We start from the raw sequence: 17,890 nt of genomic DNA on the forward strand, positions 1-17,890 counted from the left end.
TATAGTAAGTAACTTATATTCAGGTGACTTACAAAGCAGATAGCCTATTAGTATTTCCTTTCAATCACCAAATCCAAGGGATGAACGCCTTGGATTTTTGTTGGTAAGCACGATATTCAGGATGATGTAGAGATAAAGCTTTTTCTTCATAGCGCGCTTTAAGGCACAACACAATAATCAACAGTAACCAAGCAATCAGTTTGTATTCACTAAACTGAAAAAATAGTACTCCTAGTCCGCCCAAAAAAAGAGAGGTATACATAGGATGACGGATATATCGATAAGGTCCATGAACGATCAAAGTGCCAGTTGGTTTTGGTTCGGGTCGAACATTAAAGTTTCCAGGACGGTTGGTCATTAAAGCCGACAATGCAACTAACATAGCACACAAAACAAGCAGTAATCCTAACATAGATAGCTTTAAGTTCGCGATAGGCCACACAATAAAAGCTAATAGTATAAATTGTGTAATCACATAAATCATTGTAGTTTCCTCAATCTATAGCAAATACAGACTAGCCGCGTTAAGAATCAAGAGACATTCTGTAGTCATTGAGTCAGACATCCAGGAAAAAATAACATGATAACTTTTCGAATTGTTAACTATTAACTATTATTCAGCAAGTTTTAAATGGGCGCTGTATTTTATGTCATCACATATTAGCGTTAATACTTCAAAGTCTTTAAACATGGCTACATCAACACTATCAAATAACCAAATAGAAAAAATAAAGTTCTCATCTATCGTGGCCCTTGCAAAAGGGTTAATTAATCCTACACGTTGATAGTTATTTACGCTCAATGCTGCTTCACAGGAACCGTGCTTTTCATTGCGTAACTTCGCTTTTTGCTCGCTATTATAAAGTGACTTATCAATTTGAAACATCAAGGTTGGAATGCCTAACTCTGTGATCAAAATAAACTCACCAAAGTCACTAGACTTAGAATACCCTGGTACATGCTTCCAGCTACGAGTTTTAGCTTTTAATAATATTTTAGGTTTTACCGGCAATGTTTCGGGCATAGAGCTAATAAAGAATCGAGGCGTAGGTAAGATTGAATCTTCTTCTTCATTCAATGATGTCATTAGCAGAAGCGAGCCACAAACCATCACAATAAATAACGTTGTTAATACAAATTTAAGTTGCTTTGCGACTTTAGCAACATCAGAATCCGCAGTTAGTTTTCGAATTTCAGCGTTAGCTTCTGTTAAACAATCTGTTTTTATTTTGATGTCATCAAGTAGTTGATGGACTTTTATACGTAAAGACTCTGCGTCTAGTTTGTCTTCATCAACAACAATCACCTCTGAAGGTAAATAAACGAAATGTTCATTACCTTTCCCGCTGGTGATATTTTTATAAGCTATATGCACTATTTTAAATAATTCACTTGTGCCCGATTTATCAGGGTGAATTTTTAATGATAGTAGCTTAAATTGTCTACGAATCGCTTTTTGTGACCAAGAGTCATTTGTCCCTAAAATATCATGGTTATTCATATCTATGAAGTATTTACCTACTAGGAGAAGAAAAAATAATGCGCTTAAAATGTCGTTATTTATTTAACCACTTAATAAAAAAGTTCCATCTTTAATGGCTAGAGTTTGACATCCACTTTAAACAAAATCAAAAAAAAAACCACAAAACAAATCAATATCTTAATAAAATAATGAATAATGTGATTTTTTAAACGCTATTGGATATTTAGTCGCAAATATCAATCAAAACGGGCCCCAAAAAGCACCCATAAAGGAATAGTAAAAAATACGACTATGTTTATATTATCGAGCGAAGACAAATAAAAGGCATATAAAACATATATTTTAACTATTTTGTTAATACCAAAGTAATAACAAAACAAATAAAAAGTAACACCAATAATAATAAGATTTAACAGGGTTATGAGTACTGGTATATTTAATAGCCCCACTTATTATTGACATAGTGAAACCTAAATATTCACGTTCGATATAGCACTTTAATAATATGCCAGCCAAATTTTGTTTTTACTAAATGAGGAGTGATCAACTCGGCACTAAAACAAACTTTATCGAAAGCAGGTACCATTTGTCCTTTTTTAAACTCACCTAAATCCCCCCCTTTTTTACCCGAAGGACAAGTAGAATATTTTTTTGCTAGAGTTTGAAATTTTGCCCCTTTTTTTAATTGAGCAAGAATATCTTCTGCTTTCTCTTGGTGTTTTACTAGAATATGTAATGCGGATGCAGTGTTAGCCATGTTATTTATCTCTGATTATTAAAACGTCGCTATGATAGCAAATCAGATCGAAATGAACGCATTTATGTTGAGGTTAAACAGTTATTTTAAAATATTTTTTATAGTCATTTGTTGGAAAATACTAATTTGAATAAAATACAGATGCTAATACTTGCTTAAGCATTATGCTCAAGTACTTTGTTCATGAGTATTAGGTACTGGTATTAGATATTAGATATTAAAATTGAAGATACATTTATTAACTAGCAGTGAATGATCAGGTCACCTTATTATAGGCATGTTGCGAGGTGAACCAACAATTACTGATGTAATCAACTCGCTTAGTATTTTAGTATTTGAACTAGTTACAAGTAGATATAATTTGATTATTGCCAAAGCGATAGCCAAAGATCTAGGCTCACCGTTCAATTACCCCATTAAACCTTTCACCTAACAACCCTTAACCAAAACTCACAGCGTATTAAATATTTATTGCCTTATTCCCGAGGACCAGCTTTAATAATATTTTTAATAAAATAATAAGCAATATAGCCCACAATTAAACAAGTACCTGCGATAACAGCAACACCAGCACCGACAATAGGGTCATTCAACAACATCGAGAAAAAATCCATTCTTACCTCCTAAATTAACTAATAAGTAAACGCCTTAATAGTTAATGTAGTTAAGAAGCTAAAAATAGACTTTGATTTAAATCAGTTTAAGGATTGTTATAATAATTACTTCGATAAGATGCTATACACCTCTCTTTATTGCGGTTATTTAACCAAAAAGCAATCTAAACTGGATACCGTTCAAATTAAATAGACTACTTTTTTGTAATTCATAAAGTAATCATTTTGCTATTTTTAAAAGCGTTAACAGCATTAATCTTTCAACAATATCCAACAATTTAAATTAACCACATCTAACGCTCAAATATCCGAAGCTAACTAATACGTTAGATATGTAAATAGCGTTTAATTTTTTTTGTCGGCGTTTTAATAAAAGGTTCAGCCTGTTCAACCACTGAACTAATTTTAGAGAACGAAGCTAAGCTTTTATTTGTCTCATTTCTAATACTTTCTAATAAAGACACGATATCTTTATGTAAATCAAAATCACTTTGTGTTTTTAAATTATGCTGTTCATCAAACAGGTCATAATCGATATAAATTTTAGCCACTAATTTTTTATCTACTTCGTAGACCATAGAGTCAATAACTAACGGGTGCTGTTCAATCACAGACTCCACCGACTCAGGGTAAATATTTTCACCACTCGATCCAATAATCACATTTTTACTACGGCCACTAATAGTTAAAATGCCCATATAATCGACATAACCTAGATCACCCGTATTAAACCACCCTTCAGCATCTAAGACCTCTTCAGTTCGCTCTTTCTCTTTATAATACCCGAGCATTACATTAGGGCCACGCACATGTAATTCGCCATCGCGATCCTGTTCATTTTGTTTTACAAATCGATATTCTATTTCTGGCGCAAAAACGCCGGTTGTACCAATGCGTGTTTTACCCGGCACCGCACCAGCGATAATAGGTGCTGTTTCAGTCAACCCGTAACCGATGGCATAAGGAAAACCAGCTTCTAATAAAAACTGCTCAACAAACTTTGATAACTTAGCCCCGCCAATACCAAAGAATTTAATTTCTCCGCCAAAGCTTTGCATCAATTTTTTACCGGCCACTTTATTTAATTGTTTACGAACAAAGCTAATGTTTTCATACATAAATTTTGTTACTTTATTCTTGTTAATTTCGGCGATAACTTTGCTTTTATAAATTTTCTCAATCACTAATGGCACACTCAACATACAAGTTGGTTTAACTTGCTGCATTGCCGCTAAGATGATCTTTGGTGAAGGGACTTTGTTGATGTAATGTACCGAAGCACCGTTTGCAAAAGGTACTAAAAGGCCAACTGAACATTCAAAAGTATGCGCTAATGGTAGTATTGATAAGAATCGGTCCGTCTCAATGATATCCGCTAAGGTGTTAGCTTGATACAACTGCGCCATTAAGTTGTAATGACTTAACATGACACCTTTTGATTGACCCGTTGTGCCTGAGGTGTAAATAATGACCGCAACATCATTTGGATTGATGGTTAATGAATTATCAATCTCACTCATTTTCAAGAGCTTTTGCTGCTTTGCAAACTGCATGGCTTTATCTTTCATCTGCGCAATAGTTTGTGCGCCTTTAATAAATAAATCCGAATGTTTAGGCGTTTTATCTTCTATTATATCTAATGTTTCCAGTGAAAAAACATAAGAGAGGCTAGAGCTAAAGTCATCTTCATTAAGCCGTATACATATTTTGTTTGAAACAAAAATAGCTTGCACCTGCGAATGCTTAATAATGTGATGAATTTCATTACTATGAAAATCTGGCAAAATAGGAACCGCGATAGCTCCCATTGCTGTTATTGCAAGATACACTATGCCCCAATGTGGCATATTTTCACTGCATATCGCTACCTTATCGCCTTGTTTTATGCCTAAATCTTTAAACATGGCTTGCAGTTGAATGACTTTTTCTCCTGCTTGCTGATAGGTGAACCCTTCTTCTCCTACATTTGTCAAAAAGGTATTCGATGCATACTTTTTAAAAGTATAATCAGCTAAAGACATTAAGTTATTATGTGAGAGGTTAAGCGACATAGTTGACCTTTAAGTTGAAAGAAATGTGTATTTGCTTAGCACACCCCTTCTCTGAAAAATTAGTTTTATTATTACTTCAATTTTACACCAATAAATTAATACAAAATGACAAAAATACGGGTTATTAACTGCTTTTCAGAGGGTTAGCTCAAATTTATTAAAAAAAGTAATTTAATTAAATCGAAAAAGGTAGTTATAGCAACACTTCAAGCTGTGCTAAAATCCTCTTTTTTATTTATTGGAACAATCCTATGGCACGTCAAGTCACCTATTTTTACCAAGGCACCAAAAAAACAATCTCATTTTCTTTTAGTCAACACTTTGATATTTTTGAAGCGGTTGCAGCGGCTGAAGGTGTTGATTTAAAGTCATTTTGGGCAATGGAAAAACAGCTAGAAATGAGCTCGCGTGGCCAGGGAATAATGAAAAATTATCGCGCTAATGAATTTGAACGCATGGGTTTTTCTGAGATTAAATTTGTACGTGATGAGACAAAAGATAAAAAAAATAATAAAGACAATAAATAAACTCAAGAGAGGCTTCATAGCCTCTCTACTTTCACGGTAGAGATGACGTGCTAACGCAAAATAAAACCTTACAAAAAATATCAACAATCGAACACAAACAATTAACTGACATTCTCCTTACTTTACCCGTTCCACAAAAACGTTACTTGAAAGCGGCATTAAATACAGCAGTATTTTGGGTGTTTTCCCTTGCTGCTTTTTGTATCCTTTGGTTCATATCTAGCCTATTAGTGGCTAGCTTCAGTACTTTAGATATTGGAATAAGCAGCCAGTATGCCATCTTTATATTTCCAACGGCTATTGTATTAGCAGCTATCTTTGCGATTAACTCGACGAGAAAGTGGTTAGCTGAATCAGATAATTTATATACGCTGGTTAAAGCGGATTTAAAAGCACAACAAGTGTGCAAAGCATCATTTAAAGTGATGGGGGTTAAATGTTTTAAAGAACCGGAGCATGGCGGAGTGTTATATTGTTTATTACTACAAACGAACTCAGTCACAGGAAGTTCTGATACTCAATGCAAAGCGAATATGATTAGAGTCATTTATGATTATCAAAGTCAACAGGCGAAAATTGATCCTACTACCTTGTTAAAACCAAGCGACAATATAACGATTATTACTGCTCCTCAGTCACTATTGGTACTCGATAATATTTTTGAGGGTGAACGATTGGCCGATATCAAACACTTTGCTTTGACATTACCACCAGAAAAGTGGCCAAAACCAGATAGTTGGTTAGATGAAGATTGGCAGGAGCTAGAAAATAGTTATTCTGCTTAACGGGTTAATTAAATGCTGTATTTATACCACTTCCGCTAAATTGCTGATCATTTTTTGTTGCTTAAAACAGATCATTTCTGCATTAGAAATTTTGCGAACAGAGCAGCTATTTGACGCGATTTTAGCCTTAAATTGATGTATTTTTACTTGCCAATAATTGATCATAAACTTAATGAAATTGATATTATTAAGTCCTGCAGTAAAGTAGGAAATAACAGTGAGTTTAAACATCAAGAGGTCCTCCCTTTGAACTTATTGATGTTTTACTCTGCAATCAATTGCTAGATTCAGACTTAAACGTTGTTAAACCTTAACGATTTTTATGCAATAGCTGATTGTGCTGGTATTTTGATGATCCGCTTCTCTAATACTTTTAATAGCACACCATAGGCAGGTAGGAATAAACACAAACTAACCAATAGTTTAAAGCCATAATCGACCATTGCAATTTCAGGCCAGTTTACCGCCATAAAACTATCCGTTGAAGCATAGAAAGCTAATGAGAAGAAGACTAGCGTATCAAGTAAGTTACCTAATAAAGTTGATGCAGTAGGTGCAACCCACCATCTTTTAGTTAAACGCAGATTAGCAAATACCTTAATATCTAATAGCTGTCCAAAAAGATACGCAGCAAAACTTGCACCTGCAATCCGCAATACAAAGCTATTATATTCAGCGAGCGCATCCATACCTTGAAATACACCTTGATGGAATAAAACGCCAATCACATAGGAAACAATCAATGCAGGTAACATCGCTTTGAAAATAATGCGTCGAGCATCTTTTTGACCAAATATTCTTACGGTCAAGTCAGTTGCTAAGTATACAAAAGGAAAGCTAAAAGCCCCCCATGTTGTATGCCAACCAAATAGCGTAAAAGGGAGCTGTACTAGATAATTACTAGCACAAACTATAATGATGTGAAATCCAACCAATAGCGTTACAGCACGGCGAATTTGCGTGTTTGAAAGTGATAACATATTTTGACCTTTTTAAATTCAACAACGGGGTGAGGGAACCCGCTTATTATTTATCCCAAATGGGGTCGCATATTATAGGGTGATCATTTGGTAATACAAGTCCTTTGATAACATTGATTTTATCTCGTCTCAACAAGCACGTGCAATTTTACACACAATAACGTTATACTGTATATAAACACACTTAAGTGAGTCAATTATGTTTGCAAATAAACCTATTAAGATAGCAAAGGATATTGAAGGCGTTCGTCGTAGTGCTTTTTGGCACCTATCCCGTCGAGATCATAGCGAAGCTGAATTAATAAAAAAGTTGCAACGTAAAACTGACAATCAAGAGTGGATTGATACGGTCATTAATGAATGCTTAGATTATAACTATCTTAATGATCAGAGATTTACTGAATCTTTTTTACGTAGCTCTCGCAATAAAGGTTATGGTGAAACACGCATTAAACAAGACCTTAAACAAAAAGGGATCGGCGAGCGTTTAATTAAACAAACCCTTGATGAAAATGAGTTTAATTACATAGATGCCGCGCAACAACTATTAGAGAATAAATTTAATGAAGCAATTGTCACTCAGCATCTAAAGCAAAAAGCGATGGGATTTTTACAAGCTAAAGGACATAATTTTAGTGATATTGCATTAGCCATTGAATCACATAATGAAAACTTCCCAACTCCAAGCTTTAACGATCTCGACGAAGCATGTTTATTACTTTCTAAAAAATTCAGAGTCTCAATCGACGATCAAAAACAAAAGAGTAAAGCGCTACGTCATTTAACTTCTCATGGTTATGACTATGCTAAATCAAACCAAGCGATTAAATTATTTAATGAAAATATAGCGTTAGATAAATAGTACTTATCTAAGCAAACCTTAGATGAACAACAGACTTTAAATAAATAGCAACTTTAAACCCTGACTATTTAACAACACCCGCTTTAAAATACGGAATCTATAATGGCTAAAGCAAAAACAAAAATATCATATGTTTGTAGTGACTGTGGTGCTGACTATACCAAATGGCAAGGCCAATGTGGGGAATGTAAAGCTTGGAACACCATTACCGAGTTTCGAGAAGCCTCAAGCACCACTAAATCAGTCAATGCGGCAATCAACCGTAATAACGTCGGAGGGTATGCAGGTGTTACCACTAATGGTGTTAAACGCATCTCTTCAGTACAAGTCGAAAATGCACAACGAGTATCTACCGGCTTAAGTGAGTTAGACCGTGTGTTGGGTGATGGTATTACCCTTGGGTCAGTAGTATTAATAAGTGGTGACCCGGGCTCAGGTAAAACCACCCTCCTCACTAAAGTTGCCTCAGTTATGTCACAAACTATGTCCACGTTATATGTCACTGCAGAGGAAAGTTTAAGCCAATGGGCAAAGCGTGGCATCGAACGTTTGAACTTAAATTTTAATGAAGCTAACTTTTTATTATCTGATACCGACAGTATTGAAGATATCGTAGACCAATGTATTGAGAATAACGTACGATTTTTAATTGCTGATTCAATACAAGCATTTGAATCTAATTCTGTTGATGGTTCAGCCGGTGGTGTGACACAAGTTAAAACCTGTGCAAAAATATTAAACCGATTATGTAAGCAGCACGGCATAACATTAATTTTAGTGGGCCAGGTAAATAAAAACTCACAAATGGCTGGACCGCAAACACTTAAACATATTATCGATACTGCCATACATATTGAGGTTAATGATGCATCAGTACGTATTTTACGTGCAGATAAAAACCGCTTTGGAGACACAGAACAAGTTGGTATTTTTCAAATGACCGAAAAAGGCATGCGCTCTGTTGATAACCCAAGTCGTTTATTTTTATCGGGTAGTGAAGAACACTTTGAAGGTTCTGCTATCTCAGTAATTAAAGATGGCGCTCGAAATTTACTCATCGAAATTCAAGCATTAGCCACTGAAGTTGAAGGTGAAAAATCAATTCGTAACTGTATTGGTGTTTCCTATAGTCGTTTATCATTAATTACCGCCGTATTAAAAAAACACGGTGGCATCCCAACCTATTACGATATTAATATCAGTTTAGTGGGAGGTTTAAAGATGTCCGATTCTGAAACATCAACGGATATGGCAGTTACTGCTGCGTTACTCAGTTCTATTAACTCCAAACCTTTGCCTAACGATGCTGTGTTTATTGGAGAGTTAGCATTAACCGGTGAATTACGTCAAATTCCACAAATTGTACCACGAGTAAGAGAAGCATTAAGTCACGGTAAAAAGCAAATATTTATCCCTTCGGTTGCCTATCATGCATCCATGCAACAATTTGTTAAAGGTGACCAAAAAATTATCGCACTTAAAAACGTAAAAGAACTTATTGAAGCACTACAGTGATTTATTCTATGTAAATGGCGATAAAGTAAATGCAATCAAATAAGATCTATCAAACAAAAAATATATAAACAGCAGTAAGGTTAAATAATGGTAAGTGCACAATTGTTACAAGACCATCAACATCTATTCAAAGCAGAGCAAGGACAAGTGCTAGATTTAGCCTGTGGTAAAGGCCAAAATGGTTTGTATTTAAAACAGCATAACATTGATCTGTTGTTTGCCGATATTCAACAAGTGCATCTAGCTAATTTAGTTACACATGAAGATGTTGAACAGAGCAATGTGTGGTGTGCTGATTTTGAATCTGAAACACAAATTGATGCAATCAAACTCAGTAAAATGCAGTTGCAAGGTGTGATAGTTTTTAGGTATTTACATCGACCATTATTTGATGCGTTAAAAAAATCGGTTAAACCCGGTGGGTTTGTCATTTATGAAACATTCACTAAACAAAACAAACAATTTGGGCGTCCAAATCGCGACCAATTTTTATTAAAAGAAAGTGAACTAAAATCACTTTTTAAAGATTGGGAAATATTATTTTATTTTGAAGGTATCAAGCACAACCCTGATCGTGCGGTTGCGCAGATTGTCTGTCAGAAACCTTAAGGCTTACATTGTATTAAATTAATGAAACTAAAAATTAAAATAGCTAAATCAAATACAAACAGTTAGGTATGAATAGACATACCTAACACTATCTATGCTTTATGACGTTAACTTTTATACTGCAATTCTACTAATTCAATAAACCGTGATAACTCATTCCTCGGTAAATTATTAATCCCAGCAGCGGCGGCCCTACCTCCTCCAGTATCAAATTGACTACAAATATCACCCGCACCTTGTTTATTATTAAGCGGTGCTCTAAGTGAAACAAGATAATTATTTTCTGAATTTTCTGTTAATACTGCAAACGCACTATCAGGTTGTTGGTTGGCTAATAAATTACCATAAACACCGCTAATTCGGCGAGACCAAGCCTGGTCTGGTAATTCAAAGATACTTAATAATGCAGAGCTGTATTGCGATGAAATCGCTAATGCTTTATTAAGATCGGCTTGGTAAGCCAATTGTAGCTTTGAAAATGGAGAATTTGGATCAGCGATCACATCAAAGGGAGAGACGTAGTTTAACAACAAACGGTATAGGTCAGCAGGATCATAATGCAGATCCGATAGCTGGCTGCCATAACCATTATAATTAATTAACGTGCCTAGCTCTTGTAGTTGTGCTCTTTGTTGCTGATCGTAACCTGCCGCTTTGGCAAGCTGATCTGCTTTGGCAATTAAGTTGTCCCCGTAGGCTGCGCAAATCGCCCAACTATGAAATTGTCTGTTTAGATGCTGATCAATAATCAATGCTGTACAAGTATTTGCGTCGAGATCTATTAACGCGGTTAAGTTTTTATTACTAGGAATATCGCCACAACGATGATGATCCGCATAAAATACATCATGCCCTTTATTTAACATTTCAATTAAACAGGCACTATTCTTTTCCATTGAAATATCTAATACAGTAACAGTATCCTGCGCGGTTATTTCAATCTTTTTTAATAATTGAATATCTCTTTTAACACCAGTTACCAAGGTTGCCTGTAAAGGATTACTTAGGCGCAATTGAATCAGAGATATAATGCCATCGGCATCACCATTAAAGACATCATAATGCATTATAAATACTCATTTTCTTTCAGGTAATCAATTACTTGTTGAGCACATGCTTGAATAGATTTTCGATCAGTTTGAACATGTATTTCAGGATTCACCGGTTTTTCATAGGCACTATCAATACCCGTAAAGTTTTTTATCTCACCAGCACGTGCTTTTTTATACAAACCTTTTGGGTCACGAGATTCACACACGGCTAGCGGCGTATCGATAAACACTTCGATAAACTGGCCTTCTGGTAATTGTGAACGAACCATTTCGCGGTCGGCAACAAAGGGTGAAATAAAAGCCGTCGAGACTAATAAACCCGCATCAGCAAATAACGAAGCGACTTCGCCTACACGACGGATATTTTCAACGCGATCAGCATCTGAAAAACCCAGGTCCCCGTTCAAACCATGGCGTACATTATCGCCATCTAATACGTAAGTTTTGGCTTGGTGCTGAAACAACATCAAATCCACTGCATTAGCAACCGTCGATTTTCCTGATCCACTTAAACCGGTAAACCATAATACTGCTGCCTTATGTCCATTTAAGTGACAATGATCTTGATGAGAGACACTTGCTTGATGCCAAACGACATCCGATGATTTTTCGCCATCAACATCTTTTTCTATATATGGGTTGTTCATATTAATTCTCTCTTAAAGTCGATATCAATTATTTCAATACGGCAGTCCTTGATGATGCTTTGGCCGCATGTTTTTAAACACGTTATTTTACAATCCAAACACAGTTACAGACCAAACACAGTCACAATCGCAATAATACAAGTGACGCTATAAACTAGACTGACCGGCACGCCTATTTTAATAAAATCTTGTAACTTATATTGCCCAGCATTAAAAACCATCAAGTTGGTTTGGTAACCATAGGGGCTGATGAAACTCGCACTTGCTCCAAATGCAACCGCCATAATAAAGGCAATGGGGTTAGCATCAATACTCACAGCTAATCCATAGGCAATAGGAAATATTAACGCCGCAGCTGCATTATTAGTGACTAACTCTGTCAATAATAACGTAATCATATAAACGGCTATAAGCGCCATCAGCGGGTTATGTAAGATTGAATTATGACTGATCATTTGATTAAAATTATCGATCACCCCACTATTTTGTAACGCATAAGAAAGTGCAATCGCAGACGAAATAATCACCCAAATATCGGTGGGGAAACGTCTCACTAATTCACTACTGGTTAAACAGCCAGATAATAACAATACGCCTAATAATAATAAAACCGATTTAAACAGCGGCACCAAACCCAACGCGGCTAAGGTAATGGCAATAAAAAAACCTGCAATCGCTAATATTTCTTTTTTACCTGATAGGCTCGAGTCTAATTCAACATCGGATAACAATATAAAATTCTTTCGAATATTTCTACGTGATTTAAAATCTTCACCCACCGCAAGTACTAAGAAATCACCTGGTTTTATTTTTAACTTACCAATTTTGCCAGAAACTTTTTCACCATCGCGTTTAATCGCCACCACTGCAGCATCAAATAACGAGCGAAAACCAACCGACTTAAGGGTTTTACCTCTTAAAATACTTTCAGGTCGTACCACTACTTCTCGTAAATTATCTATGGGTAACCCGCTGTGTTCGGCAAAGATAGACAGTCCATCAAAGGATCGTAATTGACTTACTTTAGAAATATCACCACTAAAAATCAGCCTGTCGTTAGCTTGCAGCACTTCACTTGGTGTGATTGCAGTGAGCAGCACTTCGCCACGCATAATTTCAACTAAAAATAAGGACTGCAAATGGCGCAGACCATTTTGATCAATACTTTTGCCTATCAAACTTGATTCAGGATTTACCTTAGCTTCAATAAAATAAGATTGTGCTTTACCAAGCTTCATATCTCTATCGGGTAAAATACTGCGGCATAAATACAGGGTAACCCCACAGGCAGCCACAAGACATAATCCAACTAAGGTAAAATCGAAAAAACCGAGTGAGGGTAAATTAGCATCCAATACTAGACTATTAACGATCAAGTTAGTTGATGTGCCCACTAGGGTTAACGTACCACCAAGGATCGCCGCATAGGATAAAGGAATTAATAATTTACTAGCACAATGATTAGGGTTGTTACGGATCGGCGCCAACATTGTAGACACAACAGCGGTGTTATTCAGAAGCGCTGAAGAAATAACGGTAAAACCAAATAAACGCATCCACGTTGCACTATAGCTAGGCCGGATCACTTTCATAGCAACCAAACGTAACAAACGTGTTTTTTCAAGCGCGATTGAACACAGCATTAATAAAATAAGCGTCAATAAACCTTCATTTGAAAGGCTTTTAATAACTTGATCAGTAGTTACCATCTGAGTTGAAAATAAGGTTAATAATGCAACACCAAAAACAAAGCTTGGACGTTGTTGGAAATTAATTAACCCAATGATAGTAGAGATGAAAACAGCAAGTACAAAATAGGATTGAAGTGTCATGAATAAGCCGTCAGTTAACTGCGCGTTTAGTTGCCAGTATAAACTGGCAACCACACACTATTGAGCAACTATCCTTTTAGGATATCTTTTGCTTCCCAATGTGGGAAATGTTTACGAACTAATGCATTAAACTCAACTTCAAAATCACTGTAAGCTGGTTTAGTTGATGCTTTAGCGTCAACGGCCTGTTTGATCATACCCGCACCCACAGTACCGTTAGTAAGGCGATCAATAATGATGAAAGCACCTGTTGCACGGTTTGATGCATAGGCATCGAACTGTACTTCCGTTGCAACTTCAAAATTACAACTACCAATTTCATTCAATGCTAATTGATTTGCAGGTTTTTGTTCAATGGTATTCACATCAGTTTGATAGTTAATCGACGTAACAGCACCTACAGTAGTATTACTGCCCACTTTAATGATGTATTCACGATCAACATTTAATGGTGTTTCGTCCATCCAAACAACGTCAGCTTCAAAGCTCTTAGTCGACTGAGGTTTTTCATGTGGACGAACAATCATATCACCACGACTGATATCGATTTCATCTTCAAGTGTTAATGTAATCGCCATACCTTGATAAGCAACATCAATGTTACCGTCAAAGGTTACAATCTCTTTCACTTTACTTTGCTTACCCGATGGTAATGCTTCAATCGTATCACCGACACGAATATCACCTGATGCAATCGTACCAGCAAAACCACGGAAATCTAAGTTTGGACGGTTAACGTATTGCACGCCTAAACGGAATTGATCATTTGCATTGCTGTTAATTTCAACTGTGTTTAGTAAACGTAATAATGGTGAACCTGGGTACCAAGGCATATTTTCGCTTTGGTTTACGACGTTATCACCTTTAAGTGCAGAAATAGGCACAAAACGCACATCAGCAATGTTTAATTGCTTAGCAAATTCACGGTAGTCCGCTTTAATTTTTCTGTATATTTCTTGATCATAACCCACTGCATCCATTTTATTGATAGCAATAACAACATGCTTAATACCCAATAAAGAACAAATGTATGAATGACGACGCGTTTGCACTTGGACACCGTGACGAGCGTCGATCAAAATAATGGCTAAATCACATGTAGACGCACCTGTTGCCATGTTACGCGTATATTGTTCATGCCCAGGTGTATCAGCAATAATGAACTTACGTTGCTCTGTTGCAAAATAACGGTAAGCAACATCAATAGTAATGCCCTGCTCACGCTCTGACTGTAAACCATCTACTAATAACGCTAAATCAAACGTGTTATCAGTTGTATTGAATTTTTTTGAATCTTTTTCGATTGCGGCCATGTGATCTTCAAAGATCATCTTACTGTCATATAATAAACGGCCAATTAGTGTTGATTTACCGTCATCTACACTGCCACAGGTGATAAAACGCATCATGTCTTTATTTTCATGCACTCGTAAATATTCTTCGATATCTGATGCGATTAGATTTGTATCGTTAGTCATTTTTTTTCCTTAACTCTCTATAGGACTGGGTTATTTAAGCGTTGGCCTAAAAGTAACCTTCCATTTTTTTCTTTTCCATTGAACCTGCAGAATCGTTATCGATAACTCGACCTTGACGCTCTGAAGTAGTGGTCAGCAACATTTCTTGAATAATTTCAGGTAATGTTTTGGCTTCAGACTCAATCGCACCGGTTAATGGGTAACAACCTAATGTACGGAAACGCACATTTTTAATTTCAGGCACTTCACCTTCTTCAAGTGGCATACGTTCATCATCAACCATAATCAATGAACCATCACGCTCAACAACAGGACGCGGTGCAGAAAAATATAAAGGCACCATCTCGATTTGTTCTTGATAGATGTATTGCCAAATATCAAGTTCAGTCCAGTTAGAAAGTGGGAATACACGAATACTTTCACCGCGGTCTACTTTTGAATTATAAATATTCCATAATTCAGGGCGCTGATTTTTAGGATCCCAACGGTGCTTTTTATCACGGAAAGAATAAACACGTTCTTTGGCACGAGATTTTTCTTCGTCACGACGCGCGCCACCAAATGCAGCATCAAATCCGTAATGGTCTAATGCTTGTTTTAGGCCTTGTGTTTTCATCACATCAGTATGTTTTGCAGAACCATGTGTAAACGGCCCCATACCCATTGCAATGCCTTCAGGGTTTTTATGAACTAATAAATCGAAATCATACTTTTCCGCTAAATTATCGCGGAACTGAATCATTTCTTTAAATTTCCAGTCGGTATCAACATGTAGTAGCGGGAAAGGAATTTTTCCCGGATAAAATGCCTTACGCGCAAGGTGTAATAAAACAGATGAATCTTTACCTATTGAGTACAACATTACAGGATTATCAAATTCAGCAGCTACTTCACGCATAATTTGAATTGATTCAGCCTCAAGCGCTTTAAGGTGAGTTAGTCTTTTATTGTTGTTCATGTGTTTCCTTACAAAGTCACAAGGTATGTATAATTTAGAAAGTATTATGCAGGGTTATTTTATAAATATGCAGTAACGAATTCGGATAGGATATAGAGAATAGTTATAAGGGCGAACAATGATGCAATTCATTGAAATTATTTTAGTTTTTTTATTAACGTAGATTGTTAAGCTTAAAATTGCGTAAAGATTGTGTTTTTTAAAACATAAAGCTTATATGTTATGAATAATAGTTTTAAGCATGGTTTATTATGTTCAAAGAAATTGTGTTGAAAGAAAATTAGTTGTGTTTATTTTAAACGCTGTGGTACTCGTTATCTTACTTTTATCTTCGATTAAAAAGAGTGGGAATATTCTAGTTGATAGAATATTCCCTATGCAGAACTTTACGTTTGTGCTGATAGCAGACACGTTAGCTACCTAGTATCATTAAAGGTAATGATAATAATTGATCGCCAGTTTGGGCAAAGTAAAAAATAATAGCAATTAACCCTGCAACCGTTAACAAGTACCAAGCCGTTGAAAAAATCTGTCCGTAACGGTCTAAAGGTAATAGATGGCTATTAAATCTAGCTTTCCATTCAAACACTATTTCTACACTGCCTATTAATAGCATAAAACCTAATAATGCTAAGCCCAATGCATAACTAATAAAGACACCTGCGGCGGCACCTAACACACACGCTAACAATCCCACTTTACTGTTCATTGAAAAACTAATACTTTTTAAAATATGTCCTCCATCAAGCGGCAGAATAGGTAATAAATTGAACAAATTTAACAGTGCATTGAACGCTGCTAATCCCGCAAAGAATTCACTGTCTGTGAGCCAATAAATAATCACACAAACTATCGACATGATTAAACCAAAGGTGGGCCCCATGATTGAAATAACAACATCTTGCCAACGGGTATTAATTTTCTCATCGGAAACCGCAAGCCCGCCAACAAAAGGAATAAGATAGATGCCTTTAGTTTTCATACCAAAGTATTGCATTGCACGAATATGACCATATTCATGGAAAACTAAACAAGCAATCAATGCAGCGGCAAATTGAAAAGAAAAGAACCAACTATAAGCAGCAATACTCGCTCCAGCGAGCACGACTTTAATCAGTTTTACACTCTTAAATAACTTCAGTGCTAAAGAGCCTATTCCTATCAGACTTAATTTTTTAGGGTCAGCAACCACTTTAACCGGTGTTTGTTGCTCAATATCTTTTTCATTACGTGAAGCTTGAGCGACCAACTGTTGATCAACATAAAACGAATAACTCACTAAAAAAGGCTGCCAAACAACGTCAACATCTAACTGACAAATAATGATATGCACATTAGACTGCTCTAGGTCATTGTCTGATTGCGCATCATCAAATGTTTCGTTATTTGAACCCGCTTTATCCAAAGACAACCGATCTTGTACTGTTTCCTGAGGGATACTCTGTTGACGCATTTCAAATTGATGCGAACGTTTACCCTGTGCAAATTCACTGGCACTAATTTGCGAAACAATTTGGTCGCCCCAATACAATTGTTGCCACCCTGCCATCGATGCTTCGAGTCTTAATGTTTTTCCAAAATGTGTTAATTGCAATAATTCCATGATTTTTCCTTTTAAAGTCAGCGCGATTATGCCAGAAATAAAAACAACAACCTATAGCCGTTAACCTTCATTGAACAAAAATAGACAAGCTAAGAGGGTAAAAAAACGTCACTATTTGTCACTATCAATTATTGACT

Annotated in this window: 18 protein-coding genes; 5 read left to right on the forward strand and 13 right to left on the reverse strand. The window is 36.0% G+C overall.

Annotation, left to right across the window (positions count from 1 at the left end; translation table 11 throughout):
- Nucleotides 1–64: 64 nt before the first annotated feature.
- From H5084_RS06010 to H5084_RS06030, 5 genes are all read right to left on the reverse strand, one after another.
- Nucleotides 65–484, reverse strand: coding sequence for an isoprenylcysteine carboxylmethyltransferase family protein (locus H5084_RS06010; RefSeq protein WP_182689879.1), 420 nt, complete (start codon nt 482–484; stop codon nt 65–67).
- A gap of 129 nt (nt 485–613) precedes the next feature.
- On the reverse strand, nt 614–1,501 hold the full coding sequence (locus H5084_RS06015; RefSeq protein ID WP_182689880.1) for a J domain-containing protein: 888 nt from the start codon (nt 1,499–1,501) through the stop codon (nt 614–616).
- Nucleotides 1,502–1,961: 460 nt separating this feature from the next.
- Nucleotides 1,962–2,240 (reverse strand): peptidylprolyl isomerase PpiC, encoded by a 279-nt coding sequence (ppiC, locus tag H5084_RS06020; RefSeq protein ID WP_166369212.1) that lies wholly within the window; start codon nt 2,238–2,240, stop codon nt 1,962–1,964.
- A 476-nt stretch (nt 2,241–2,716) separates the two neighbouring features.
- Complete coding sequence (locus H5084_RS06025; RefSeq protein WP_166369210.1) at nt 2,717–2,854, reverse strand: DUF3149 domain-containing protein; 138 nt, start codon at nt 2,852–2,854, stop codon at nt 2,717–2,719.
- A gap of 326 nt (nt 2,855–3,180) precedes the next feature.
- The gene (locus H5084_RS06030) at nt 3,181–4,905 is read right to left on the reverse strand and encodes an AMP-binding protein (protein WP_182689881.1); all 1,725 of its coding nucleotides are present in this window, start codon (nt 4,903–4,905) and stop codon (nt 3,181–3,183) included.
- Between the two features lie 251 nt (nt 4,906–5,156).
- Here H5084_RS06030 and H5084_RS06035 point away from each other — a divergent pair, with 251 nt between their 5' ends.
- Together H5084_RS06035 and H5084_RS06040 are read left to right on the forward strand one after the other, a co-directional pair.
- The gene (locus H5084_RS06035; RefSeq protein WP_037070683.1) at nt 5,157–5,432 is read left to right on the forward strand and encodes a DUF2960 domain-containing protein; all 276 of its coding nucleotides are present in this window, start codon (nt 5,157–5,159) and stop codon (nt 5,430–5,432) included.
- 47 nt (nt 5,433–5,479) lie between these two features.
- Nucleotides 5,480–6,217: a hypothetical protein gene (locus tag H5084_RS06040; RefSeq protein ID WP_182689882.1), complete on the forward strand. Its 738-nt coding sequence runs from the start codon at nt 5,480–5,482 to the stop codon at nt 6,215–6,217.
- Between the two features lie 21 nt (nt 6,218–6,238).
- Here the strand turns inward: H5084_RS06040 and H5084_RS06045 are convergent, their stop codons facing one another.
- Nucleotides 6,239–6,448, reverse strand: coding sequence for a hypothetical protein (locus H5084_RS06045; RefSeq protein ID WP_028867171.1), 210 nt, complete (start codon nt 6,446–6,448; stop codon nt 6,239–6,241).
- Between the two features lie 89 nt (nt 6,449–6,537).
- Nucleotides 6,538–7,197, reverse strand: coding sequence for a 7-cyano-7-deazaguanine/7-aminomethyl-7-deazaguanine transporter (locus H5084_RS06050; protein WP_028867170.1), 660 nt, complete (start codon nt 7,195–7,197; stop codon nt 6,538–6,540).
- Nucleotides 7,198–7,396: 199 nt separating this feature from the next.
- On the opposite strand from H5084_RS06050, the gene H5084_RS06055 reads away from it, so the two are divergent.
- The 3 genes from H5084_RS06055 (at nt 7,397) to H5084_RS06065 (ending at nt 10,183) form a co-directional block, all read left to right on the forward strand.
- Nucleotides 7,397–8,059, forward strand: coding sequence for a regulatory protein RecX (locus H5084_RS06055; protein WP_028867169.1), 663 nt, complete (start codon nt 7,397–7,399; stop codon nt 8,057–8,059).
- 102 nt (nt 8,060–8,161) lie between these two features.
- Nucleotides 8,162–9,574: a DNA repair protein RadA gene (radA, locus tag H5084_RS06060; RefSeq protein ID WP_028867168.1), complete on the forward strand. Its 1,413-nt coding sequence runs from the start codon at nt 8,162–8,164 to the stop codon at nt 9,572–9,574.
- 87 nt (nt 9,575–9,661) lie between these two features.
- The gene (locus H5084_RS06065; RefSeq protein ID WP_182689883.1) at nt 9,662–10,183 is read left to right on the forward strand and encodes a tellurite resistance protein; all 522 of its coding nucleotides are present in this window, start codon (nt 9,662–9,664) and stop codon (nt 10,181–10,183) included.
- A 107-nt stretch (nt 10,184–10,290) separates the two neighbouring features.
- Here H5084_RS06065 and H5084_RS06070 read toward each other — a convergent pair whose 3' ends face one another.
- The 6 genes from H5084_RS06070 to H5084_RS06095 form a co-directional block, all read right to left on the reverse strand.
- A complete protein-coding gene (locus tag H5084_RS06070; RefSeq protein ID WP_182689884.1) occupies nt 10,291–11,250 on the reverse strand; it encodes a DHH family phosphoesterase in 960 nt (319 codons plus the stop codon).
- Nucleotides 11,250–11,882 carry an adenylyl-sulfate kinase gene (gene cysC / locus H5084_RS06075; protein ID WP_182689885.1) on the reverse strand — a complete coding sequence of 211 codons (633 nt, stop codon included), beginning with the start codon at nt 11,880–11,882 and terminating at the stop codon, nt 11,250–11,252. Before cysC ends, H5084_RS06070 begins: the two co-directional genes overlap by 1 nt.
- 104 nt (nt 11,883–11,986) lie before the next feature.
- Nucleotides 11,987–13,714 (reverse strand): SLC13 family permease, encoded by a 1,728-nt coding sequence (locus tag H5084_RS06080; RefSeq protein WP_028867164.1) that lies wholly within the window; start codon nt 13,712–13,714, stop codon nt 11,987–11,989.
- 68 nt (nt 13,715–13,782) lie between these two features.
- A complete protein-coding gene (cysN, locus tag H5084_RS06085) occupies nt 13,783–15,192 on the reverse strand; it encodes a sulfate adenylyltransferase subunit CysN (RefSeq protein ID WP_182689886.1) in 1,410 nt (469 codons plus the stop codon).
- Between the two features lie 46 nt (nt 15,193–15,238).
- On the reverse strand, nt 15,239–16,150 hold the full coding sequence (gene cysD, locus H5084_RS06090; RefSeq protein ID WP_182689887.1) for a sulfate adenylyltransferase subunit CysD: 912 nt from the start codon (nt 16,148–16,150) through the stop codon (nt 15,239–15,241).
- Between the two features lie 412 nt (nt 16,151–16,562).
- A complete protein-coding gene (locus H5084_RS06095; protein WP_182689888.1) occupies nt 16,563–17,753 on the reverse strand; it encodes a site-2 protease family protein in 1,191 nt (396 codons plus the stop codon).
- Nucleotides 17,754–17,890: the final 137 nt, after the last annotated feature.

It is taken from the genome of Psychromonas sp. SR45-3 (genome assembly GCF_014163575.1).
Lineage (GTDB): Bacteria > Pseudomonadota > Gammaproteobacteria > Enterobacterales > Psychromonadaceae > Psychromonas > Psychromonas arctica.

What these genes read in the sequence shown, in the direction of transcription:
- H5084_RS06010 (WP_182689879.1), bottom strand. Translation starts at nt 484, where the DNA reads ATGATTTATGTGATTACACAATTTATACTATTAGCTTTTATTGTGTGG.
- H5084_RS06015 (WP_182689880.1), bottom strand. Translation starts at nt 1,501, where the DNA reads ATGAATAACCATGATATTTTAGGGACAAATGACTCTTGGTCACAAAAA.
- ppiC (WP_166369212.1), bottom strand. Translation starts at nt 2,240, where the DNA reads ATGGCTAACACTGCATCCGCATTACATATTCTAGTAAAACACCAAGAG.
- H5084_RS06025 (WP_166369210.1), bottom strand. Translation starts at nt 2,854, where the DNA reads ATGGATTTTTTCTCGATGTTGTTGAATGACCCTATTGTCGGTGCTGGT.
- H5084_RS06030 (WP_182689881.1), bottom strand. Translation starts at nt 4,905, where the DNA reads ATGTCGCTTAACCTCTCACATAATAACTTAATGTCTTTAGCTGATTAT.
- H5084_RS06035 (WP_037070683.1), top strand. Translation starts at nt 5,157, where the DNA reads ATGGCACGTCAAGTCACCTATTTTTACCAAGGCACCAAAAAAACAATC.
- H5084_RS06045 (WP_028867171.1), bottom strand. Translation starts at nt 6,448, where the DNA reads ATGTTTAAACTCACTGTTATTTCCTACTTTACTGCAGGACTTAATAAT.
- H5084_RS06050 (WP_028867170.1), bottom strand. Translation starts at nt 7,197, where the DNA reads ATGTTATCACTTTCAAACACGCAAATTCGCCGTGCTGTAACGCTATTG.
- H5084_RS06055 (WP_028867169.1), top strand. Translation starts at nt 7,397, where the DNA reads ATGTTTGCAAATAAACCTATTAAGATAGCAAAGGATATTGAAGGCGTT.
- radA (WP_028867168.1), top strand. Translation starts at nt 8,162, where the DNA reads ATGGCTAAAGCAAAAACAAAAATATCATATGTTTGTAGTGACTGTGGT.
- H5084_RS06065 (WP_182689883.1), top strand. Translation starts at nt 9,662, where the DNA reads ATGGTAAGTGCACAATTGTTACAAGACCATCAACATCTATTCAAAGCA.
- H5084_RS06070 (WP_182689884.1), bottom strand. Translation starts at nt 11,250, where the DNA reads ATGCATTATGATGTCTTTAATGGTGATGCCGATGGCATTATATCTCTG.
- cysC (WP_182689885.1), bottom strand. Translation starts at nt 11,882, where the DNA reads ATGAACAACCCATATATAGAAAAAGATGTTGATGGCGAAAAATCATCG.
- H5084_RS06080 (WP_028867164.1), bottom strand. Translation starts at nt 13,714, where the DNA reads ATGACACTTCAATCCTATTTTGTACTTGCTGTTTTCATCTCTACTATC.
- cysN (WP_182689886.1), bottom strand. Translation starts at nt 15,192, where the DNA reads ATGACTAACGATACAAATCTAATCGCATCAGATATCGAAGAATATTTA.
- cysD (WP_182689887.1), bottom strand. Translation starts at nt 16,150, where the DNA reads ATGAACAACAATAAAAGACTAACTCACCTTAAAGCGCTTGAGGCTGAA.
- H5084_RS06095 (WP_182689888.1), bottom strand. Translation starts at nt 17,753, where the DNA reads ATGGAATTATTGCAATTAACACATTTTGGAAAAACATTAAGACTCGAA.